15 protein-coding genes and 1 pseudogene are annotated in these 19,450 nt (G+C 65.7%); 5 read left to right on the forward strand and 11 right to left on the reverse strand.

What is annotated here, in order from left to right; all coding sequences use genetic code 11:
* The 8 genes and pseudogenes from G9C89_RS17570 to G9C89_RS17605 form a co-directional block, all read right to left on the reverse strand.
* A pseudogene (locus tag G9C89_RS17570) lies at window positions 1-119 on the reverse strand (4-aminobutyrate--2-oxoglutarate transaminase); the annotation flags it as partial.
* 215 nt (window positions 120-334) lie between these two features.
* Window positions 335-1,792, reverse strand: a complete 1,458-nt coding sequence (gene gabD, locus G9C89_RS17575) for an NADP-dependent succinate-semialdehyde dehydrogenase (protein WP_172150384.1) — start codon at window positions 1,790-1,792, stop codon at window positions 335-337.
* 25 nt (window positions 1,793-1,817) lie between these two features.
* Window positions 1,818-2,645 carry an ABC transporter permease gene (locus G9C89_RS17580; protein WP_172150386.1) on the reverse strand — a complete coding sequence of 276 codons (828 nt, stop codon included), beginning with the start codon at window positions 2,643-2,645 and terminating at the stop codon, window positions 1,818-1,820.
* A 235-nt stretch (window positions 2,646-2,880) separates the two neighbouring features.
* A complete protein-coding gene (locus G9C89_RS17585) occupies window positions 2,881-4,122 on the reverse strand; it encodes an ABC transporter permease (protein WP_390623846.1) in 1,242 nt (413 codons plus the stop codon).
* Between the two features lie 96 nt (window positions 4,123-4,218).
* Entirely contained in the window at window positions 4,219-5,253 is a 1,035-nt protein-coding gene (locus tag G9C89_RS17590) for an ABC transporter substrate-binding protein (RefSeq protein WP_172150390.1), read from the reverse strand.
* Window positions 5,254-5,306: 53 nt separating this feature from the next.
* Complete coding sequence (locus G9C89_RS17595) at window positions 5,307-6,416, reverse strand: ABC transporter ATP-binding protein (protein WP_172150392.1); 1,110 nt, start codon at window positions 6,414-6,416, stop codon at window positions 5,307-5,309.
* Window positions 6,417-6,580: 164 nt separating this feature from the next.
* Window positions 6,581-7,198, reverse strand: coding sequence for a response regulator (locus tag G9C89_RS17600; RefSeq protein WP_172150783.1), 618 nt, complete (start codon window positions 7,196-7,198; stop codon window positions 6,581-6,583).
* An 8-nt stretch (window positions 7,199-7,206) separates the two neighbouring features.
* Window positions 7,207-9,615: a PAS domain-containing sensor histidine kinase gene (locus tag G9C89_RS17605; RefSeq protein WP_172150394.1), complete on the reverse strand. Its 2,409-nt coding sequence runs from the start codon at window positions 9,613-9,615 to the stop codon at window positions 7,207-7,209.
* Window positions 9,616-9,756: 141 nt separating this feature from the next.
* On the opposite strand from G9C89_RS17605, the gene G9C89_RS17610 reads away from it, so the two are divergent.
* Window positions 9,757-10,758, forward strand: a complete 1,002-nt coding sequence (locus G9C89_RS17610; RefSeq protein WP_172150396.1) for an alpha/beta hydrolase family protein — start codon at window positions 9,757-9,759, stop codon at window positions 10,756-10,758.
* A gap of 6 nt (window positions 10,759-10,764) precedes the next feature.
* Here the strand turns inward: G9C89_RS17610 and G9C89_RS17615 are convergent, their stop codons facing one another.
* From G9C89_RS17615 to G9C89_RS17625, 3 genes are read right to left on the reverse strand one after another with little or no spacing between them, the layout of a single operon-like run.
* Window positions 10,765-11,523: a TerB family tellurite resistance protein gene (locus G9C89_RS17615; RefSeq protein WP_172150785.1), complete on the reverse strand. Its 759-nt coding sequence runs from the start codon at window positions 11,521-11,523 to the stop codon at window positions 10,765-10,767.
* A 1-nt stretch (window position 11,524) separates the two neighbouring features.
* On the reverse strand, window positions 11,525-12,196 hold the full coding sequence (murU, locus tag G9C89_RS17620) for an N-acetylmuramate alpha-1-phosphate uridylyltransferase MurU (RefSeq protein WP_172150398.1): 672 nt from the start codon (window positions 12,194-12,196) through the stop codon (window positions 11,525-11,527).
* Window positions 12,193-13,218 carry an aminoglycoside phosphotransferase family protein gene (locus G9C89_RS17625; RefSeq protein ID WP_172150420.1) on the reverse strand — a complete coding sequence of 342 codons (1,026 nt, stop codon included), beginning with the start codon at window positions 13,216-13,218 and terminating at the stop codon, window positions 12,193-12,195. The genes murU and G9C89_RS17625 overlap by 4 nt, the downstream gene beginning before the upstream one ends.
* A 124-nt stretch (window positions 13,219-13,342) precedes the next feature.
* On the opposite strand from G9C89_RS17625, the gene lptD reads away from it, so the two are divergent.
* The 4 genes from lptD to rsmA all read left to right on the forward strand — a co-directional run bounded on the left by lptD (window position 13,343) and on the right by rsmA (window position 19,434).
* Window positions 13,343-16,120, forward strand: a complete 2,778-nt coding sequence (lptD, locus tag G9C89_RS17630) for an LPS-assembly protein LptD (protein ID WP_172150429.1) — start codon at window positions 13,343-13,345, stop codon at window positions 16,118-16,120.
* Entirely contained in the window at window positions 16,101-17,393 is a 1,293-nt protein-coding gene (locus tag G9C89_RS17635; RefSeq protein WP_172150431.1) for a peptidylprolyl isomerase, read from the forward strand. Before lptD ends, G9C89_RS17635 begins: the two co-directional genes overlap by 20 nt.
* Before the next feature lie 122 nt (window positions 17,394-17,515).
* Window positions 17,516-18,508 (forward strand): 4-hydroxythreonine-4-phosphate dehydrogenase PdxA, encoded by a 993-nt coding sequence (gene pdxA / locus G9C89_RS17640; RefSeq protein ID WP_172150433.1) that lies wholly within the window; start codon window positions 17,516-17,518, stop codon window positions 18,506-18,508.
* A gap of 110 nt (window positions 18,509-18,618) precedes the next feature.
* Entirely contained in the window at window positions 18,619-19,434 is an 816-nt protein-coding gene (rsmA, locus tag G9C89_RS17645; protein WP_172150435.1) for a 16S rRNA (adenine(1518)-N(6)/adenine(1519)-N(6))-dimethyltransferase RsmA, read from the forward strand.
* The last annotated feature ends 16 nt before the right edge of the window (window positions 19,435-19,450 follow it).

The raw sequence follows: 19,450 nt of genomic DNA on the forward strand, positions 1-19,450 counted from the left end.
TCGACGTCGGTGACCGTGGCGTTCTGCGCCTTGTCGGCGAAGATCGGGTGGATCTGGCCGACGCCGCGCGGGACGGCGGCGCTGCGGCGTTGCATCAGGGATTCGTTGGTCTTGCTCATGCTGTCCTCATCGGAATTGCAGGTTGTTCAGATGGTGGAAGACGCTTCGCGGTCTTCCACCCTACGGATTTAGGGCAACGCTTTTGCTGCAATTTATAGAGCGTAGCGAGCGAAGGTCAGACAAGGCGGCCGGGGTCGGAAAAAGCGGAGTTGGCTGTTGCCAATGAGCATTTTTCCGACCCAGGCCAACGCCGTATGGCCGAGCGCAGTAGCTCTTAGATCCCCAGACAGAGGTATTTGATTTCCAGGTATTCATCCAGACCGTATTTCGAACCTTCACGGCCCAGGCCCGAGGATTTCATGCCGCCGAACGGCGCCACCTCGGTGGAGATCACCCCGGTATTGATGCCGACCATGCCGTACTCCAGGGCCTCGGCCACGCGGAACACCCGACCGAGGTCGCGGGCGTAGAAGTAGGCGGCCAGGCCGAATTCGGTGTCGTTGGCCTGTCGGATCACCTCGGCCTCGTCGCTGAAACGGAACAGCGGCGCCAGCGGACCGAAGGTTTCCTCGCGCGCCACGGCCATCTCGGCGGTCACGCCGCTGACGATGGTCGGCTCGAAGAAATTGCCGCCCAGGCGGTTGCCGCCGGTGACCAGGGTCGCGCCCTTGGCCAGGGCATCGGCCAGATGGCGCTGGACCTTGGCCACCGCCTCGGCGTTGATCAGCGGCCCGGTGGTGATGCCCTCCTGCATGCCGTTACCGACCCGGAGCTTGGCCACCGCCACCTGCAATTTGGCGGCGAAGGCCTCATAGACGCCGTCCTGCACATACAGGCGGTTGGCGCAGACGCAGGTCTGCCCGGCGTTGCGGTACTTGGAGATGATCGCCCCTTCGACGGCCGCATCCAGATCGGCGTCGTCGAACACGATAAAGGGCGCGTTGCCGCCCAGCTCCAGCGAGAGCTTCTTCAGGGTCGGCGCGCACTGCTGCATCAGCTGGATGCCGACGCCGGTGGAACCGGTGAACGACAGCTTGCGCACGATGGGATTCTCGCACAGCTCGGCGCCCACCTCGCGGCTGGCGTGCACGTCGGCCGTGATCACGCTGAGCAGCCCGGCGGGTATGCCGGCGCGCTCGGCCAGATGGGCCAGGGCCAGGGCCGAGAACGGTGTCTGCGGCGCCGGCTTGAGCACCATGGCACAGCCCACCGCCAGGGCCGGACCGGCCTTGCGGGTGATCATGGCGCTGGGGAAGTTCCACGGCGTGATGGCCGCGGTGACGCCCACCGGCTCCTTCTGCACCAGGATGCGCTTGTCCATGGCATGGGCCGGAATCAGATCGCCATAGGCGCGCTTGGCCTCCTCGGCGAACCACTCGATAAAGGAGGCGGCGTAGGCGATCTCCCCGCGGGCCTCGGCCAGCGGTTTGCCCTGCTCAAAGGTCATGATCCGCGCCAGGTCTTCCTGGTTGACCATGATCAGCTCGAACCACTGGCGCAGGCGATTGGCCCGCTCCTTGGCGGTCAGCGCGCGCCAGGCCGGCTGGGCGGCTTGCGCGGCGGCGATGGCGCGACGAGTTTCGTCACGGCCCATGTTCGGCACGCTGCCGATCTTTTCAGCATTGGCCGGATTGAAGATCTCGGTACGCGCGCCGCTGTCGGCTTCGCACCACTGGCCGTTCACAAAGGCCTGCTGACGCAGCAGGCTGGGGTCCTTCAACTCAAGGCTCATGCGGGCTCTCTTGTTCGTTGGGCGATCAGGTGGGTTGCTGGGTGCGCAGTTTCTCGCTGCGCCCGCGCAGCCATTCCAGGGTCAGCAGCAGCAGGATGGAGAAGCCGATCAGCAGGGTCGCCGCCGCGGCGATGGTCGGCGACAGGTTCTCGCGGATGCCGCTGAACATCTGCCGCGGCAGAGTGGCCTGCTCGGGGCCGGCGAGGAACAGGGTCACCACCACCTCGTCGAAGGAGGTGGCGAAGGCGAACAGCGCGCCACTGATCACCCCCGGGGCGATCAGCGGCAGGGTCACCCGGTGGAACGCGGTCAGCGGCGAGGCGCCTAGGCTGGCCGCGGCACGCACCAGGTTCTGGTTGAAACCCTGCAGGGTGGCCGACACCGTGATGATGACGAAGGGCACGCCCAACACCGCATGCACCACGATCAGCGACAAGTAGCTGTTGCCCAGGCCCAGCGGAGCGAAGAACAGGTAGCTGGCCACCCCGACGATCACCACCGGCACCACCATGGGCGAAATCAGCAGGCTCATCACCAGCGCCTTGCCGCGGAACTCACCGCGGGTCAGGCCGATCGCCGCCAGGGTGCCGAAGACCATGGCCAGCACGGTGGCGGCCGGGGCGATGATCAGGCTGTTCTTCAGCGAGCGCATCCAGTCGGCGGACATGAAGAAGTCTTCATACCAGCGCAGGGAAAAGCCCTGCAGCGGGTAGACCAGGAAGCTGCCGGAGTTGAACGACAGCGGGATGATCACCAGCACCGGCAGGATCAGGAACAGCAGCACCAGTGCGCAGAGGCTGCGCAGGCTGTAGTACCAGATGCGCTCGACGGGTGACAGGTAGGGGCTCAGCATAGATCTCTCTCCATCCTAAGGTTGCCCTCGCCCAGCGGACGAGGATGACAGGGGTCAGAGGCTGTGAAAAAAACCGAAGGCCGTCGCGAGGACGCCGCCGGGCGAGCGAAACAAGGCGCGCTACGTGAAAACGAGGGAGTTTGGCGGGCCAAATGACCGAAGTTTTTGCGTAGCGCAACGCAGTTGCAGCCGCCCGGCGACGGCCGCAGCAGGCAAGCGCTTTTTTCACAGCCTCTCATGCCAGACGCAACCGGCTGGCGCCGACCAGCCAGCTGTACACCACGTAAAGCACCAGGGTGGCGCCCAGCAGCAGGCCGCCGAGGGCCGTGGCCATGCCCCAGTTGATGGTGGTGTTGGTATAGAAGGCGACGAAATAGCTGATCATCTGGTCGCTCGGGCTGCCCAGCAGCGCCGGGGTGATGTAGTAGCCGATCGACAGGATGAACACCAGCAGGCAGCCGGCGCCGACCCCGGCCAGGGTCTGCGGGAAGTACACCCGCCAGAAGCTGGCGAAGGGGTGGCAGCCCAGCGACACCGCCGCGCGCATGTAGGTGGGCGAGATGCCCTTCATCACACTGTAGATCGGCAGGATCATGAACGGCAGCATGATGTGGACCATGGCGATGTACACCCCACTGCGGTTGAACACCAGCTGCAGGGGTTCGTCGATGATGCCCAGCGACAGCAGTGCACCATTGATCAGGCCACCGGACTGCAACAGCACGATCCAGGCCGCCACCCGCACCAGGATCGAGGTCCAGAACGGCAGCAGCACCAGGATCATCAGCAGGTTGCTCTGCCGGGTCGGCAGGTTGGCCAACAGATAGGCCAGCGGGTAGGCCAGCACCAGGCAGATGGCGGTGATCACCAGACTCATCCAGAAGGTGCGCACGAAAATGTCCAGGTAGATGGCCTGGTCCGGGGTGGCACTGGCCAGCTCGCCGAGATCGTCGATGCGATGGTCGAGGGCCGCCAGCAGGTAATAGGGGGTGACGCTCGAACTGTTGCGCCGGATCACCTGCCAATAGGCCGGGTCGCCCCAACGCTCGTCCAGGCTTTCCAGGGCGTCCTTGTAGGACTCCGGTTCGCTGGCGAAGGGCAGCGCCCGGGCGGTGCTGCTGATCAGACTGCGAAAGCCGGCCAGCTCCATGTTCAGCCGCTTGGACAGATCACCCAGGCTGCGCTGCTTGCGCGCCTCGACGATATCCAGGCTCACGGCGCGATAGACCGCCTCGCTCGGCAGTGCCTTGCCGTTCCACTCGGCGATGGCCTCGACGGTAAGCGGCAGGCTGGCGACCACTTCCGGGTTGTCCACGCTGCGCCAGAGCAAGGCACCGATGGGCACCAGGAAGGTCAGCAGGAGAAACACCAGCAGGGGCAGGATCAGCGCCTTGGACTTCAGCCGATTGAAGCGTTCGGCGCGGGCCAGACGCTGCTTGAGACTGGGGCTGGTGATGGGCAGGTCGGTGACAGGCATTACGCTGGCCATGGAAAACTCCGCATGCAACGGCCGCACTAGGCGACGGGTAAACACAGGCAAAGCCCCGGCCTTGCGGCCGGGGTCAGGGTGGCTTTAGTTGCGCGCAGCCCAGGCGTTGAAGCGCTGTTCCAGCTGCTCGCCGTAGTCGGCCCAGAAGGTCACGTCGATGGCTACTTGATCCTTGATGTTTTCAGGTGTGGTCGGCATCACGTTCAGGCGCTCGGGCGCCAGCAGGTCGATGGCCTGCTTCTTGGCCGGGCCGTAGGCGATGTTTTCGGCGAAGACTTTCTGCGGCTCCGCTTGCACCGAGAAGGCGATGAACTGCTTGGCTTCTTCCTGATTCTTCGCACCACGCGGGATGGCCCAGGAATCGAAGTCGTAGATGCCACCGTTCCACACCACCTGCAGGTTGCTCTCGGCCTGCACCGCGGCGATCCGACCGTTGTAGGCCGAACTCATGACCACGTCGCCCGAGGCCAGGTACTGCGGCGGCTGGGCGCCGGCTTCCCACCACTGGATATGCGGCTTGAGCTCATCCAGCTTGCGGAAGGCCCGGTCGACGCCGTCACGGGTGGCCAGCACCTTGTACACCTCGGTCGGCGCCACGCCATCGGCCATCAGGGCGAATTCCAGGGTGTACTTGGCGCCCTTGCGCAGGCCGCGCTTGCCGGGGAATTTCTTCACGTCCCAGAAGTCGACCCAACCGGTCGGTGCGCCGCTGAGCTTGTCGGCGTTGTAGGCGAGCACCGTCGACCAGACGAAGAAGCCCACGCCACACGGCTGGATAGCGCCGTCGATGAAATCGTCCGGGTTGCCGAACAGCGCCGGATCGAGCGGCTCGAACAAGCCCTCGTCACAGCCGCGGGCCAGCTCGGGCGATTCCACTTCGATCAGGTTCCAGTTCACGCTGTTGGTGTCGACCATGGCCTTGACCTTGGCCATCTCGCCGTTGTACTCGCCGGCCAGGATCTTGTTGCCGGTGCTCTTCTCGAAGGGCTCGTAGAAGGCCTTGACCTGCGCCTCCTTGCTCGCGCCGCCGAACGAAATCGCAGTCAGATCGGCCGCCACCGCCGGAACTGCAAGGGCCACCCCAACGGCCAGGGCCGCCAACTTCAGGGATCTCGACATTGTTGTTATCTCCTCTGTGTCACATGGGTAAGGATGAAGCACTGTTTGTAGGGTCAGTCCGGCTGCTGTGGATCGAGGGCGCGGACGTGCTCGACCTGCCAGCCGAGCGGCACCAGATCGCCAACGGCCAGAACGGAATCGAGCTCGGCCACCGGCTGTTTGATGTAGAAATCGCTTTTGCCGCAGACCTCCATGCGAATGCGCACGTGGTCGCCCAGGTAGATGAATTCGGCGACGCGCCCGGAGAAGCGGTTCGGGCAGGCCTCGCTGTGGCCGTTCAGGCGAATCCGCTCGGGACGTACCGACAGGGTCACCGGCTCGCCCGGCTGGCCGACATTGACCGCCAGCGCCTCGACCCGCTCGCCACGGGCCAGGCCGACCACGCAGCGCTCGCCATCACGGCTGATCAGGTGACCGTTGAGGCGGTTGTTCTCGCCGATGAAGTTAGCGACGAAGGTATTGCTCGGCTGTTCATAGAGGGTGCGCGGATCGGCGATCTGCTGGATCTCGCCCTGGTGGAATACCGCCACCCGGTCGGACATGGTCAGCGCCTCGCCCTGGTCGTGGGTGACGTAGACCACGGTCACGCCCAGACGCTGGTGCAGGTGCTTGATCTCCATCTGCATGTGCTCGCGCAACTGCTTGTCGAGGGCGCCCAGGGGTTCGTCCATCAGCACCAGCTGCGGCTCGAACACCAGGGCGCGGGCCAGGGCCACACGCTGCTGCTGGCCGCCGGAGAGTTGTCCGGGGTAGCGATTGCGGAAGCTGTCCAGTTGCACCATCGACAGCGCACGCTTGACCCGCTCGCTGGTGTCGGTGCGCGACAGACCGCGCACGGTCAGGGGAAAGGCCAGGTTCTCGGCCACCGTCATGTGCGGGAACAACGCATAGTTCTGGAACACCATGCCGATGTCGCGCTTGTGCGGTGGCAGCTTGGTCAGCGAGCGGCCGCCGAGGAGGATTTCCCCGGCGGTGGGGGTTTCGAAACCGGCCAGCATCATCAAGCTGGTGGTCTTGCCCGAACCGGACGGCCCGAGCAGGGTGAGGAACTCACCCTTGCGGATGTCCAGATTGAGATCCTTGACGATCAGATTCTCGCCGTCGTAGCTCTTCTGCACACCGCGAAAACTCACCAACACATCGTTTGCCTGAGACTCGGACATCACCGCACCCTTTGTTGTTGTCTGTACCTCGTTGGCTACAGACTAGGGGCAGCGCGGCAGTGAAAAAATCGGGCAGGATGACGACCTGTCATCAGATCGACGGAGAGTTTGCTGTAGGCATTGCCCTACAAAAGCCAAGGACATCCGATGCCCGGCACGCCGGTTCACACCAGGCGGTGCTCCATGGCATAGCGCACCAGGTCGGCCATCGAGTGCACCCCGAGCTTCTGCATCAGGCGCGCCTTGTGGGTACTCACGGTCTTGTTGCTGATCGCCAGGTGCAGGGCGATGTCGTTGACCCCTTCGCCGCGCACCAGGCGCTCGAACACCGAGAATTCGCGCTCGGAGAGCTGGGCATGGGGCGGCCGCGAATCGGTCAGGCCGACTTCGAAGACCATGCGGTCGGCCAGGTCGGGATCGATGTAGCGGCCACCCCCGGCCACCTTGCGAATGGCGGTGATCAGCAGTGCCGGGTCGCTGTCCTTGGTCGCATAACCGGCCGCGCCGATCTTCAGCGCGCGGGCGGCCATCTGCGCCTCGTTGTGCATCGACAGCACCAGGATCGCCGGCCCACTGGCCAGCGCGCGGATCCGTGGAATCGCCTCCAGGCCGTTGACCCCGGGCATGCTGATATCCAGCAGCACCACGTCGCAGGCAGTCTTGCGCAGGCACTCGAGCAACTGCTCGCCATTGCCGGCCTCGCCCACCACCTCGAGGTCGCGGGCCATGCCGATCAACTGCTTGATGCCTTCACGCACTATGGCGTGGTCCTCAGCCACCATTACCCGAATCACGCCACTTCCTCCTCGGCCACCGCCACTCGTGCGCACAGCGTAGTGCCTTCGCCGGGCTGGCTGTCAATCTGCAACTGGCCGCCGAGCATCAATACCCGCTCCTGCATGCCGACCAGGCCGAACGACTGCCCCGGCTTGCGCTGCTCGGGCGCGAAGCCTTTGCCGTCGTCGCTGACGCACAGGCACAGCTCGCCGTCCTCCAGGCGCAGGCTCACCTGGACGCTGTGCGCGCCGGCGTGGCGCATGATGTTGGTCAGCGCCTCCTGGAGAATGCGAAACAGGCCGATGGCCTTGGCATCGCTGAGTTTCGGCAGGTTCTCCGGCACCTCGACCATGCACGGGATCTGGGTGCGCGCCTCGAAGCGGCGTACCTGCCACTCGATGGCCGAGGCGATGCCGGCATCGAGAATGGGCGGGCGCAGGGCGGTGGCCACATCGCGCACCAGCTGAAACAGCTGGGCGATCAGGCGCTTCATGTTCTGCAAGTGCTTATCCAGCTCCGGCATCTGGCCGGAACAGACCAACTCGCACATGGCGGTTTCCAGCTTGAGCACGGTGAGCACCTGGCCCAGCTCGTCGTGCACCTCGCGGGCGATGCGCGCCTTTTCCTCCTCGCGCACGCTCTCCAGATGGGCCGACAGCTCACGCAGGCGCGCCCGCGACTCGCCCAGCGCCAGCTCCACCTGCTTGTTCTCGGTGATATCCCAGACGATCCCGTCCCACACCACCCGGCCCTCGCCCAGGCGCCGCGCGGTGGCCTTGATATCGGCCCAACGCAACTGGCCGGCGCGGGTGAGAATGCGCCCCTGCCACTGCCAGTCGCTGTCGCCGGCCAGGGCCGCGTCCTGGGTTAGCCGGTAGCTGGCCTGATCGTCGGGGTGCACCAGGCTGCGAATCCCGCGGTCGGCGCGCTGCAACTCGACGGCCGGATAACCCACCAGTTCGGCGCTGGCCTCGCTGATGTAGGCGAACACCACCGGCTGCTCGACGGCGGCGCGCTCCAGGCGAAACACCAGGCCGGGGACATTGCCGGCGATGCCCTTGAGCCGCGCCTCGCTCTCTTGCAGGGCGGCGCGGGCACGGCGGCGCTCGGTGACATCGGCGAGGAACACCACCAGGTATTCCGCCCGGTCGAAGCGCAGGAAGCTCAGCGACACGTCCACCGGCAAGCCGCTGCCATCGGCACGCCGGCACTCGGTCTCGAAACCCGGCAGGGCCTCGTCGCTGCTGCGCGCCAGCTTCCACAGGCTCAGCCAGCGGTCCATATGCAGACTGGGTTCCAGCGCCTGCAACGGCAGGTCCACCAGTGCCCCGCCGGCATAGCCGAGCATGTCCTCGGCGGCGCGGTTGGCATAACGCACATGGCTGTCCCAATTGACCCAGAGAATGCCCACGGTGCTGTGGTCGATGGAGAACTGGCTGAGGCGCAGGGCCTGCTCGGCCACCTCGCGCTGGCTCAATTCCTGGCGCACGCCGAGCAGTTGACGCTCCAGGCCGCGGCGCTGCTGGCGCAGGTGCAGGACGATGGCCGCGGCGCTGAGCAAGGCCAGCAACAGCAACAATGCGAGACCGCGCCAGAAGGCCAGGGATTCGCCGATCTGCGGGTATTTCAACGGCAGCCAGCGCTCGCGCAGACGCTCGATCTCGCGCCCGGGCATGGCCTCCAGGGTCCGCTCGACGATCTCCGCCAGCAGCGGCTCGTCGCGCCGACTGGCGATGCGCAGCAACTGCGGCAGACCGATATCGCCGACGATGCTCAGGGCCGCGAACTGCGGCTCGCGCAGCAGCAGGCTGAGCCGCGCCTCGTCGACCACCGCGTAGCTGACCTCCTGGCGCAACAGGCGCAGCAGGCCCACCCGCTCCGAACTCACCGCCTGCAGCCGCAGGTTGTTGTGGGTCTTGTACAGGTACTCGAACACCGGGCTCGGCTCGCGCACCGCGACCAGCTCATCGTGCCCCAGGCGATCGAGGTCGACCGCACTGATGCCGCGCCGCTCACTCACCACCAGATGCGGCACCCGCATATAGGGTGCGGAGTAGAGCCACAGCCGCAGCCCACGCGGGGTCTGCTGCAGTCCCGGCGCGAGGTCGACCTCGCCGCGGCGCAGCGCGTTATCCAGCTCGTCCTGGTCGGCGTAGCGCAACCATACCGGCTGCGCGCCCATGCCCTGCAGCACGCGGGTCATCAGCTCGACGTTGGCCCCGGAAAGCCGCTGCAGACGCCGGTCGTACAAGGCCCAGGGCGCCTGCATGAGCAGGCCCACGCGCAACTGCCGATGCTCGGCGAGCCAGGCCTGCTGCTCGGCCGTATAGAGCGGGCGCAGGGGCACCGCCGAGCCTTCGGCCCAGGCAAACAGCGGCCACACCAGCAATAGAACGAGGATGCGCGACCAGATAGGACTCATTGCCAACATTACTCTGCCGGGGCAGCGGGACAGGATTGATACATTACTCCAGTCCAGGCCCGGCTCGCCAAGGGATAGCGCTGACAAGGCGCCATGCAAGCAGTAGGCTGAGGCGCTCATCATTCCGCCCCGGAGTCGTCCATGCCCCGCGCCATCCACCCCCTGCTGGCAGCCCTGAGCCTGAGCCTGCTACTGCCGATCAGCGCGTCGCTGCAGGCCGAAGAGCCCGGCACCACGGACGAGGCCGCAAGCGACCAGGGCGCAGCGCTTGATCCGCCCGCGGCCGATCTGGCTCGCCCACCACAAACCGAGCGCAGTGCGGATGCCGCCAGCGCGCTGAGCCGTCATCTACCCAGCCAGGAACAACAGCTGCTGCAGGCCGGGGATGAGTCTTTCCTGGCCCTGTGGCTTCCCGCCAATACGGCCGAAGCCCACGGCGTGGTGGTGCTGGTCGCCGGCGCTGGCGAAAGCGCCGACTGGCCCAAGGTGCTCGGCCCGCTGCGGCGCAGGCTGCCGGATGCCGGCTGGCACAGCCTGACCCTGAGCTTGCCCGACCCGCAGGATGTCCTGCCGCCAGCGCCCGCCGTCAACCCGGTAAACCCGGCAACGGCGGCCGCTGCGCCGGCAGCGCTCGACGCCGCCCCGGCCAGCGCCGACGCCCCGCAAGCCGACCCGGGCCTGCAGGCCGACCAGCCCATGCCAGCCCCCGGTGAACGCCACGCCCGGCGCATCAAGCAGCGCATCACGGCGGCGCTGGAACTGGCCCGCCAGCAACAGGCCAAACACATCGTGCTGCTCGGCCATGGCAGCGGCGGCTACTGGAGCACGCGCTATCTCAGCGAAGAGCAACCCGCCGATGTGCGCAGCCTGCTGCTGGTGGACGTCAAGCCGGCAGCCGATGCCAGCCCGGGGCTGGACGAACTGCAAACCAGCCTCAAGCTGGCCACTGGCGACTTCTACTACCAAGATCGACAACTCGAGCGCGACGCCGCCGCCAGACGCCTCCTGGCCAGCAAGCGCCAGGAGCATCCGGCCTATACCCAGGTGGCCCTCAAGGCCTTGCCGGGCAACCCCGACGTCGAACAGGAGCAGCTCTACCGCCGACTGCGCGGCTGGCTCACGCTGCAACTGAAGACGCGCTGAACTGCCCTAACGAAAGCCGCGACACTGGCGCACCAGTCCGTAGGCCTGGTGCAGTTCGCGGGTCTTTTCCGTGGCTTCGCGCAGCCGCTCAGGCGTTACCCCGCTGCCGGCCAGCTTGTCCGGGTGGTGGCGGCTCAACAGCCGCCGGTAGGCGCGCTTGATCTGCGCCGGCTCGCTATCGGCGGTCACGCCAAGCAACAGTAGCGCCTGCTGATAGCTACCGCCGCTGGCCGCGACCGAAGCTTGCTTCGGCGCATAGGCCGCACTCAGCACTTGCTGGGTCGCCATCGACACGGCCAGCCACTTGCCCCAGAGCAGAATCAACTCGCGCTCGGTCTGGCTGACCCGACCGTCCACCCAGGCCATGCGCCAGCACGCACGCAACAGGGCTTCGGCCTGCTCGCGCTGGCGGCGCAAGGGCGCACGCAGGCCGTCGCGTCCGGTCTTGCCACGCGCGAAGGCCGCGGCCGCGCGCTGCTGGCCCGCCGCATCCAGGCCCAGGCGCTGCATTTCGGCCCGCGCCTGGAGGATATGCGCCTGCAGCACCCGGCCATCGCACTTGGCCAGGCGACCGAGCAGGACAAACAGCAACTCCTCGTCCCCCGGATACGGCTTGCCACCCAGCCGCTCGCGCAACGCCGCCCAGCTGTGCAAGCGCAAGCGCCGGTCCACGACCTGGCCGAGCAGCCCGCCGAGCAGGGCGCCGGGAATGCTGGCCAGGGCCAGGCCGCCAACGGCTCCGAGCAGCGTCGCCGGCCAGAGCACCTCAGTGCCCCACGGCGAGCAGACGCTCGACTTCGGCCAGGCGCTCATGGGTGCCGACATCGACCCAGCGCCCGGCGAAACGCTCGCCACTGACCAGGCCTTCGCCCATGGCGCGGCGCAACAGCGGAGCCAGCTTGAAGGCGCCCGGCTGGCAACCGGCAAACAAGGCCGGGGCCAGCACGGCGATGCCGCTGTAGGTCAAGCTCGGCTGCTCCGCGTGCGCCTCGCCGACCCGCTCGGCGCACAAGGCAAAATCGCCGGTGCGGTGATGCGGTGGATTATCCACCAGCACCAGATGCGCCAGCCCGGCCAAGGGGCGGCGCAGCTGGGCAAAGGGGTAATCGGTGAAGATGTCGCCATTGACCAGCACAAACGGCTGATCGCCCAGCAGCGGCAGCGCGCGAAAAATTCCGCCGCCGGTTTCCAGCGGCTCGCCTTCGGCCGAATAGGCGATGCTCAGGCCAAACTCCGCACCATCGCCCAGGTAGTCTTCGATCTGCTGGCCGAGCCAGGCGTGGTTGATCACCAGTTCGCGGAAACCGGCGGCGGCCAGGGCGCGCACGTGGTACTCGATCAAGGGTACGCCGGCGGCCTGCACCAGCGGCTTGGGCGTATGCAGAGTCAGGGGGCGCAGGCGTTCGCCCTTGCCGGCCGCCAGGATCATCGCCTTCATGCCGGCACCGCGGCGGCCTGCGGCAGGCTGGCGAACAGCTGCGCCAGCTCGGCCAACTCCGGCCGGCGCGCCAGCACGGCGTCTATATAGGCGAAGAAGCGCGGCACATCGCCAAGGTAACGCGGCTTGCCGTCACGGTGGCAGATCCGCGCGAAGATGCCGATCACCTTGAGATGCCGCTGCACGCCCATCAGGTCGCTGGCACGCAGGAAGTCGTCCAGTTCGGCCTGCACCGGAATCCCCGCCGCCCCGGCCTGCTGCCAGTAACCCGCGAGCCAGTCGCGCACCCGTGCCTCGGGCCAACTGAGAAAGGCATCCTTGAACAGGCAGGTGACGTCGTAGGTCACCGGGCCGTAGACCGCATCCTGAAAATCCAGCACCCCCGGGTTCGGCGTGCTGAGCATCAGGTTGCGCGGCATGTAGTCGCGGTGCACCAGCACCTTGGGCTGGGCCAGGGCGCTGTCGATCAGCAGTGCGCAGATACGCTGCCAGGCAGCCTGTTGCGCCTCGCTCAGCTCGACGCCGAGGTGACGCCGCACATACCACTCGGGGAATAGCTGCAGCTCGCGACGCAGCAAGGCATCGTCATAACTGGGCAGCGGCGCATCCATCGGCAGCCGCTGAAAGGCCAGCAAGGCCTGCACGGCATCGTCGAACAGCCGATCGGCATTCTGCGCATCGATCACGTCCAGGTAGGTCTGCCGCCCCAGATCGCTGAGCAGGAGAAATCCACGCTGCAGGTCCTGGGCGAGAATCTGCGGCACATTGACCCCAGCCTCGGCCAGCCGCTCGGCGACCTTGACGAAGGGCCGGCAATCCTCCTGCGGTGGCGGTGCATCCATCAGGATCAGGCTGCGGCCATCGCCCTGCCAGCGGAAATAACGGCGAAAACTGGCGTCACTGCTGGCTGGCGTCAGCGTGCCGAGCGGCACCTCACCCCACCCGCGGGCGGCGAACAAGGCCGGCAGTTGCTGGTCGAGCCAATCGCTGAGCAGTTGCAGGCGTATATCTTCATCAGGCATTACAAGGGTCTCCGACGGCGCTGGCCGTTGTGCGGGTCATGCTTTATTATCCAGCATCTTTTTCAGCCCATCGAGAGGCGTGCGGCCCCTGGGCCCAATGCGCGCAGGAAGCCCGGATAACAAGATGGCAGTAAAATACCCTAGGTTCCGCAAAAAATTCCCCCTTCTGGTAACTGGCGGCCTGTTGGCCCTACAGCCGTTGGCCAGTCAATTCGCTGTCGCGGCCGAACAATTCGACTGCCAGGTATCCGCTACCGGGGGTTGGGCATGCGCCCCGAAAACCACCAGTGCTGCGGTGCCGGAGCGCCCGGCGCCACACGTCGCGCCAAGCGCCAGCGGCCCGGTCACGGCCCAGCGCCCGGACAGTTCTGACGCGAGTCGAGCCTCCGGTGCCACCCTGGTCACGGAGAGCGGCGGCAAAGCCCTGGCTTCGCGCAGCGCCGACTACAGCCACCTCGACTGGGTGCCTCGCGAGAACCTGAGCGAAGCGCAACTGGCGGAAGTCGGCCCCTACTGTGCCGGCGGCTATGTCGAGCCGAGCCGGCCAGGGATGAACGACCAGACGCCGATGAATCAGGCGCCGCTGTTCATTACCGCCAAAGCCTCGCGCTACGAGCAGGAACAACAGGTCGCCACCCTGGCCGGCGATGTGGTGTTGCGCCAGGCCGGCATGCAGGTCGAGGCCGACGAAGCCAGCCTGCACCAGGCGGAGAACCGCGGCGAACTGATCGGCAACGTGCGCCTGCGCGATCAGGGCATGCTGGTGGTCGGTGATCGCGCCGAACTGCAACTGGACAACGGCGAAGCCAAGGTCGACAACGCCGAATACGTGCTGCACAAAAGCCATGTACGCGGCAGTGCACTCTACGCCAAGCGCGAAGAAACCGCGGTGATCCGCCTGAAAGACGGCACCTACACCTCCTGTGAGCCGGGCAGCAATACCTGGCACCTGAAAGGCAACAACGTCACCCTGAACCCGGCCACCGGCTTCGGTACCGCGACCAACGTGACCCTGCGGGTGAAGGATTTCCCGGTTTTCTACACCCCCTACATCTACTTCCCGATTGACGACCGTCGTCAGTCCGGCTTCCTGCCGCCGAGCATCAGCAGCTCCAGCGATAACGGCATGACGCTGCAAACGCCCTACTACTTCAACCTGGCGCCGAACTACGACGCCACGCTCTATCCGACCTACATGAGCGACCGCGGCCTGCTCATCGAAGGCGAGGGTCGCTACCTGACCAAGAGCAGCGAAGGCCAGTTTGGCGCGGCTTATCTCGACGACAGCAACGACGACCGCAAACTGCAGTCGGACTACGAAGACCAGCGCTGGCTCTATAGCTGGCAGCACAAGGGCGGCCTCGACTCGCGCCTGCTGGCCGAAGTCGACTACACCGACATCAGCGACCCCTATTACTTCCAGGATCTGGACACCGATCTCGGTATCGACACCGTCAGTTACGTCAACCAGCGCGGCACCCTGACCTATCGCGGCGGCAGCTATACCGCGCGCCTCAATGCGCACGCCTACGAACTGGCCAATATCACCGATATCACGCCGTACGACCGCCTGCCGCAGATCACCCTGGACGGCGCCCTGCCGTTCCAGCCGGGTGGCCTGAACTTCAGCTACGGCAGCGAACTGGTGCGTTTCGACCGCGACTTGCGCGACGGCTTCTTCATCAACGAAGAGGGCGTGGCCGAACAGCCGTGGTACGACGCCAACCTGCGTGGCCTGGCCCGCGCCAACGGCACGCGCCTGCACCTGGAGCCGGCCGTCAGCCTGCCGCTGAACTGGAGCTGGGGCTTCCTGACGCCTAAGGTCAAGTACCTGCAGACCAATTACGACCTGAGCCTCGATCAGCAGGGCAAGAACAGCCTGCTGGCCGAACAGGAGTTCGACAGCAGCCAGGATCGCGGCGTCCCCATCCTCAGCGTCGACAGCGGCCTGTACTTCGATCGCGACACCCAGTTGTTCGGCAAATCCTACCGCCAGACCCTGGAACCACGGCTGTTCTACCTCTATGTCCCCGAGGAAGACCAGACCGACATTCCGGTCTTCGACACCGGCGAGAGCAACTTCAGCTATGCGTCGCTGTTCCGCGAGAACCGTTTCTCCGGCAAGGACCGCATCGGCGACGAGAACAAGCTGTCGCTGGGCCTGACCAACCGCTGGATCGAGAGCAACGGTTTCGAGCGTCAACGCTTCAGCATCGGCCAGGCCTTCTACTTCGAAGATCGCAAGGTGCAGATGCCGGGCATCGACTACCGCACCCGCGATGACGCCCAGGCCTCGCAATCGCCTTACGCCCTGGAGTACCTGTATCGCTTCAACCGCGACTGGCGCTTCTCCTCGGACTTCAACTGGGATCCGGACAGCCGCAGCACCCGCTCGGGCAGCGCGATGTTCCACTACCAGCCGGAAGACAACCCGAACAAGGTGGTCAATGCCGGCTACCGCTACCGCAACGACACCATCCGCTTTGACCAGGCAACCGGTAACTGGGTAGTCGGTGGTGGTGACTATGGCACTCCGGGTAGCCCGAACTACATCAAGGACTACTACAAGGTCAGCCAGCATGACTTCTCGGTGATCTGGCCGATCGCGCCGCAGTGGAGCGTGATCTCCCGCTGGCAGTACGATTACGGTCGTGATCGCACCCTCGAAGCCTTCGGCGGCTTCGAGTACGACAACTGCTGCTGGAAGCTGCGCCTGATCAATCGCTACTGGATCGACTATGACGAAGTCAGCCTGAATCCGTCGCTGAATGATGAGCCGGACCGCGGCATTTTCCTGCAAATCGTCCTCAAAGGCTTGGGTGGCGTGGTAGGCAACAAGGTTGAGACTTTCCTCGATCAAGGCATTCAAGGTTATCGTGAACGTGAAGATCAAGCTTTCTGATTGCGTGCGCCCGCTACTGCTGGGCGCACTGTTTCTGGGTGCTGCGGCGCAAGCCGAGGTACAACCCCTCAATCGCGTCGTGGCCATTGTCGACAACGACGTCATCATGCAGAGCCAGCTGGACGCACGCGTTCGCGAGGTGCAGCAAACCATCGCCAAACGCGGTGCAGAACTACCCCCCGAGAACGTCCTCAGCCAGCAGGTGCTCGAGCGCCTGATCATCGAGAACATCCAGCTGCAGATCGGCGACCGCTCCGGCATTCGCATCACCGATGAAGAGCTCAACCAGGCACTGGCCAGCATTGCCCAGCGCAATAGCATGAGCCTCGAGCAGTTCCGCGCCGCCCTGGGACAAGACGGCCTGTCCTTTGCCGACGCCCGCGATCAGGTGCGTCGCGAGATGGTCATCAGCCGCGTGCGCCAACGCCGGGTAGCCGAGCGCATCCAGGTCACCGACCAGGAAGTGCAGAACTTCCTCGCCTCCGACCTCGGCAAGATGCAGCTCTCGGAAGAGTTCCGCCTGGCCAACATCCTCATCCCGCTGCCAGATGGCTCCTCGCCGCAGGCCATCCAGGCGGCTGAGCGCCAGGTACAGGAACTGCACCAGCAACTGCGCGACGGTGCCGACTTCGCCCAGATGGCCATCGCCCACTCGGCCAGCGAGACCGCCCTTGAAGGCGGCGAAATGGGCTGGCGCAAAGCGGCGCAACTGCCGCCGCCATTCGACGCCATGCTTGGCGCGATGGCGGTCGGTGACGTCACCGAACCCATGCGCACGCCCGGCGGCTTTATCATGCTCAAGCTCCTGGAAAAACGTGGCGGCGGCACCCAGGTACTCGAAGAAGTCAACGTTCGGCACATCCTCATCAAGCCCAGCGAGATTCGCAGCGAAGCGGAAACCAAACGCCTGGTCGAACGCCTGCATGAGCGCCTGCTGGCCGGCGAAGATTTCAGCGAACTGGCGAAGAGCTTCTCGGAAGACCCGGGCTCGGCCCTCAACGGCGGCAGCCTCGACTGGATCGATCCCAGCGTGCTGGTGCCGGAGTTCCGCGAGGTGATGAGCAACACTGCCAGCGGCGAACTGTCCAAGCCGTTCAAGAGCCCTTACGGCTGGCATGTGCTGCAGGTTGTCGGCCGCCGCGCCACCGATGGCAGCGCGCAGTTCCGCGAGCAACAGGCCCTGACCGTCTTGCGCAACCGCAAGTACGACGAAGAACTGCAGGCCTGGCTGCGGCAGATCCGCGACGAGGCCTACGTCGAAATCAAGCTGTAGACATCGCGAAGCAGATCAAAGCCCGGCAGCTGTTTCTCGCAGCACCGGGCTTTTTTCGTTCCGCCGCAGGCGCGGCGTAAACTGGCACCGCCCGCCCAGAAAGCACAACCGAGAACCCGCCCATGACTGCACAACCCCTCTTCGCACTGACCCCTGGCGAGCCGGCAGGCATAGGCCCCGACCTGTGCCTGCTGCTCGCTCGCCAGGCGCAACCCCACGCACTGATCGCCATCGCCAGCCGTGACCTGCTCGCCGAGCGCGCTCACTGCCTGAACCTGGACATCCAGTTGATCGCGGTCGGCCCCGGCAACTGGCCGAGCGCACCCGCGCCGGCCGGCAGCCTGTTTGTCTGGGACACGCCGCTGACGGCAGCCGTGCTGCCCGGCCAACTGAACCCGGTCAATGCCGGCTATGTCCTGGAAACCCTTACCCGCGCTGGCCAGGGCTGCCTCGACGGGCATTTCGCCGGCATGATCACCGCGCCGGTACACAAGGGCGTGATCAACCAGGCGGGCATCCCCTTCTCCGGGCACACCGAATTTCTCGCCGAACTGACCCACAGCGAACAGGTGGTGATGATGCTCGCCACCCACGGCCTGCGCGTGGCCCTGGTGACCACCCACCTGCCGCTCAAGGATGTCGCCGCCGCCATCACCGCCGAACGCCTGATCCGGGTCAGCCGCATCCTCGATCATGACCTGCGCACTAAATTCGGCATCGCCCGGCCACGCATCCTGGTCTGTGGCCTCAACCCGCATGCCGGCGAAGGCGGCCACCTCGGCCGCGAAGAAATCGAGGTGATCGAACCGACCCTCGAGCTACTACGCGGCGAAGGCCTTGACCTGGTCGGCCCGCTGCCGGCCGACACCCTGTTCACGCCCAAGCACCTCGAGCACTGCGACGCGGTGCTGGCGATGTACCACGACCAGGGCCTGCCGGTACTCAAGTTCAAGGGCTTTGGCGCCGCGGTCAATATCACCCTGGGCCTGCCGATCATCCGCACCTCGGTCGACCATGGCACGGCGCTGGACCTGGCCGGCAGCGGCAGGATCGACAGCGGTAGCCTGCAGGTCGCCCTGGAAACCGCCTATCAGATGGCGGCCTCTCGGGGCTGACGGCGCCAATCAGGATGCCGACGGCGCCCGCAACTGGTAAGCTGCGCCCCTTTGCCTTGCTGCTTTGGGCGCTGGCTTGACGCTTGCAGCTTGAGGCTTGGAGCTGCTCCATGTCCGAACATCCCCAACACCGCGCGCGCAAGCGCTTCGGCCAGAACTTCCTGCACGACGCTGGGGTCATCCACCGCATCCTGCGCGCCATTCATGCCCGTGAAGGCGAACGCATGCTGGAAATCGGCCCGGGCCAGGGCGCCCTCACCGAAGGTTTGCTCGACAGCGGCGCGCAGCTCGACGTGATCGAACTGGACCGCGACCTGATCCCGATCCTCAATGCCAAGTTTGCCGCCGAGCCGCGCTTCCAGCTGCATCAGGGCGACGCCCTGAAGTTCGATTTCAGCAGCCTCAACCCCGCGCCGCATAGCCTGCGCGTGGTCGGCAACCTGCCGTACAACATCTCCACCCCGTTGATTTTCCACCTGCTGAACAACGCCGCACTGATCCGCGACATGCACTTCATGCTGCAGAAGGAAGTGGTCGAGCGTCTGGCGGCAGGCCCGGGAGGCAAGGACTGGGGCCGGCTGTCGATCATGGTGCAGTACCACTGCCGGGTGGAGCATCTGTTCAATGTCGGCCCCGGTGCGTTCAATCCGCCGCCCAAGGTCGACTCGGCGATCGTCCGCCTGGTACCGCATGAAGTGCTGCCCCATCCGGCCAAGGATCACCGCCTGCTCGAGAACGTGGTGCGCGAAGCCTTCAACCAGCGCCGCAAGACCCTGCGCAATACGCTCAAGGCCTTGCTCCCGGCGGAGGCCATCGAGGCCGCCGGTGTCGATGGCAGCCTGCGTCCAGAACAGCTGGACCTGGCCGCCTTCGTCCGCCTGGCCGACAAGCTGGTCGAGCAACCCAGCATCGACCGACCCAGCTAGACTGGTTTTCAGTTTA

The sequence above is a fragment of the Pseudomonas tumuqii genome, from assembly GCF_013184545.1.
GTDB classification, from domain to species: domain Bacteria; phylum Pseudomonadota; class Gammaproteobacteria; order Pseudomonadales; family Pseudomonadaceae; genus Aquipseudomonas; species Aquipseudomonas tumuqii.

Excerpts from the sequence above, each read along its gene's own strand:
- G9C89_RS17580 (WP_172150386.1), bottom strand. The coding sequence starts at position 2,645 with ATGCTGAGCCCCTACCTGTCACCCGTCGAGCGCATCTGGTACTACAGC.
- G9C89_RS17585 (WP_390623846.1), bottom strand. The coding sequence starts at position 4,122 with ATGCCTGTCACCGACCTGCCCATCACCAGCCCCAGTCTCAAGCAGCGT.
- pdxA (WP_172150433.1), top strand. The coding sequence starts at position 17,516 with ATGACTGCACAACCCCTCTTCGCACTGACCCCTGGCGAGCCGGCAGGC.
- G9C89_RS17600 (WP_172150783.1), bottom strand. The coding sequence starts at position 7,198 with ATGGTGGCTGAGGACCACGCCATAGTGCGTGAAGGCATCAAGCAGTTG.
- rsmA (WP_172150435.1), top strand. The coding sequence starts at position 18,619 with ATGTCCGAACATCCCCAACACCGCGCGCGCAAGCGCTTCGGCCAGAAC.
- lptD (WP_172150429.1), top strand. The coding sequence starts at position 13,343 with ATGGCAGTAAAATACCCTAGGTTCCGCAAAAAATTCCCCCTTCTGGTA.
- G9C89_RS17625 (WP_172150420.1), bottom strand. The coding sequence starts at position 13,218 with ATGCCTGATGAAGATATACGCCTGCAACTGCTCAGCGATTGGCTCGAC.
- G9C89_RS17590 (WP_172150390.1), bottom strand. The coding sequence starts at position 5,253 with ATGTCGAGATCCCTGAAGTTGGCGGCCCTGGCCGTTGGGGTGGCCCTT.
- murU (WP_172150398.1), bottom strand. The coding sequence starts at position 12,196 with ATGAAGGCGATGATCCTGGCGGCCGGCAAGGGCGAACGCCTGCGCCCC.
- gabD (WP_172150384.1), bottom strand. The coding sequence starts at position 1,792 with ATGAGCCTTGAGTTGAAGGACCCCAGCCTGCTGCGTCAGCAGGCCTTT.
- G9C89_RS17610 (WP_172150396.1), top strand. The coding sequence starts at position 9,757 with ATGCCCCGCGCCATCCACCCCCTGCTGGCAGCCCTGAGCCTGAGCCTG.
- G9C89_RS17605 (WP_172150394.1), bottom strand. The coding sequence starts at position 9,615 with ATGAGTCCTATCTGGTCGCGCATCCTCGTTCTATTGCTGGTGTGGCCG.
- G9C89_RS17595 (WP_172150392.1), bottom strand. The coding sequence starts at position 6,416 with ATGTCCGAGTCTCAGGCAAACGATGTGTTGGTGAGTTTTCGCGGTGTG.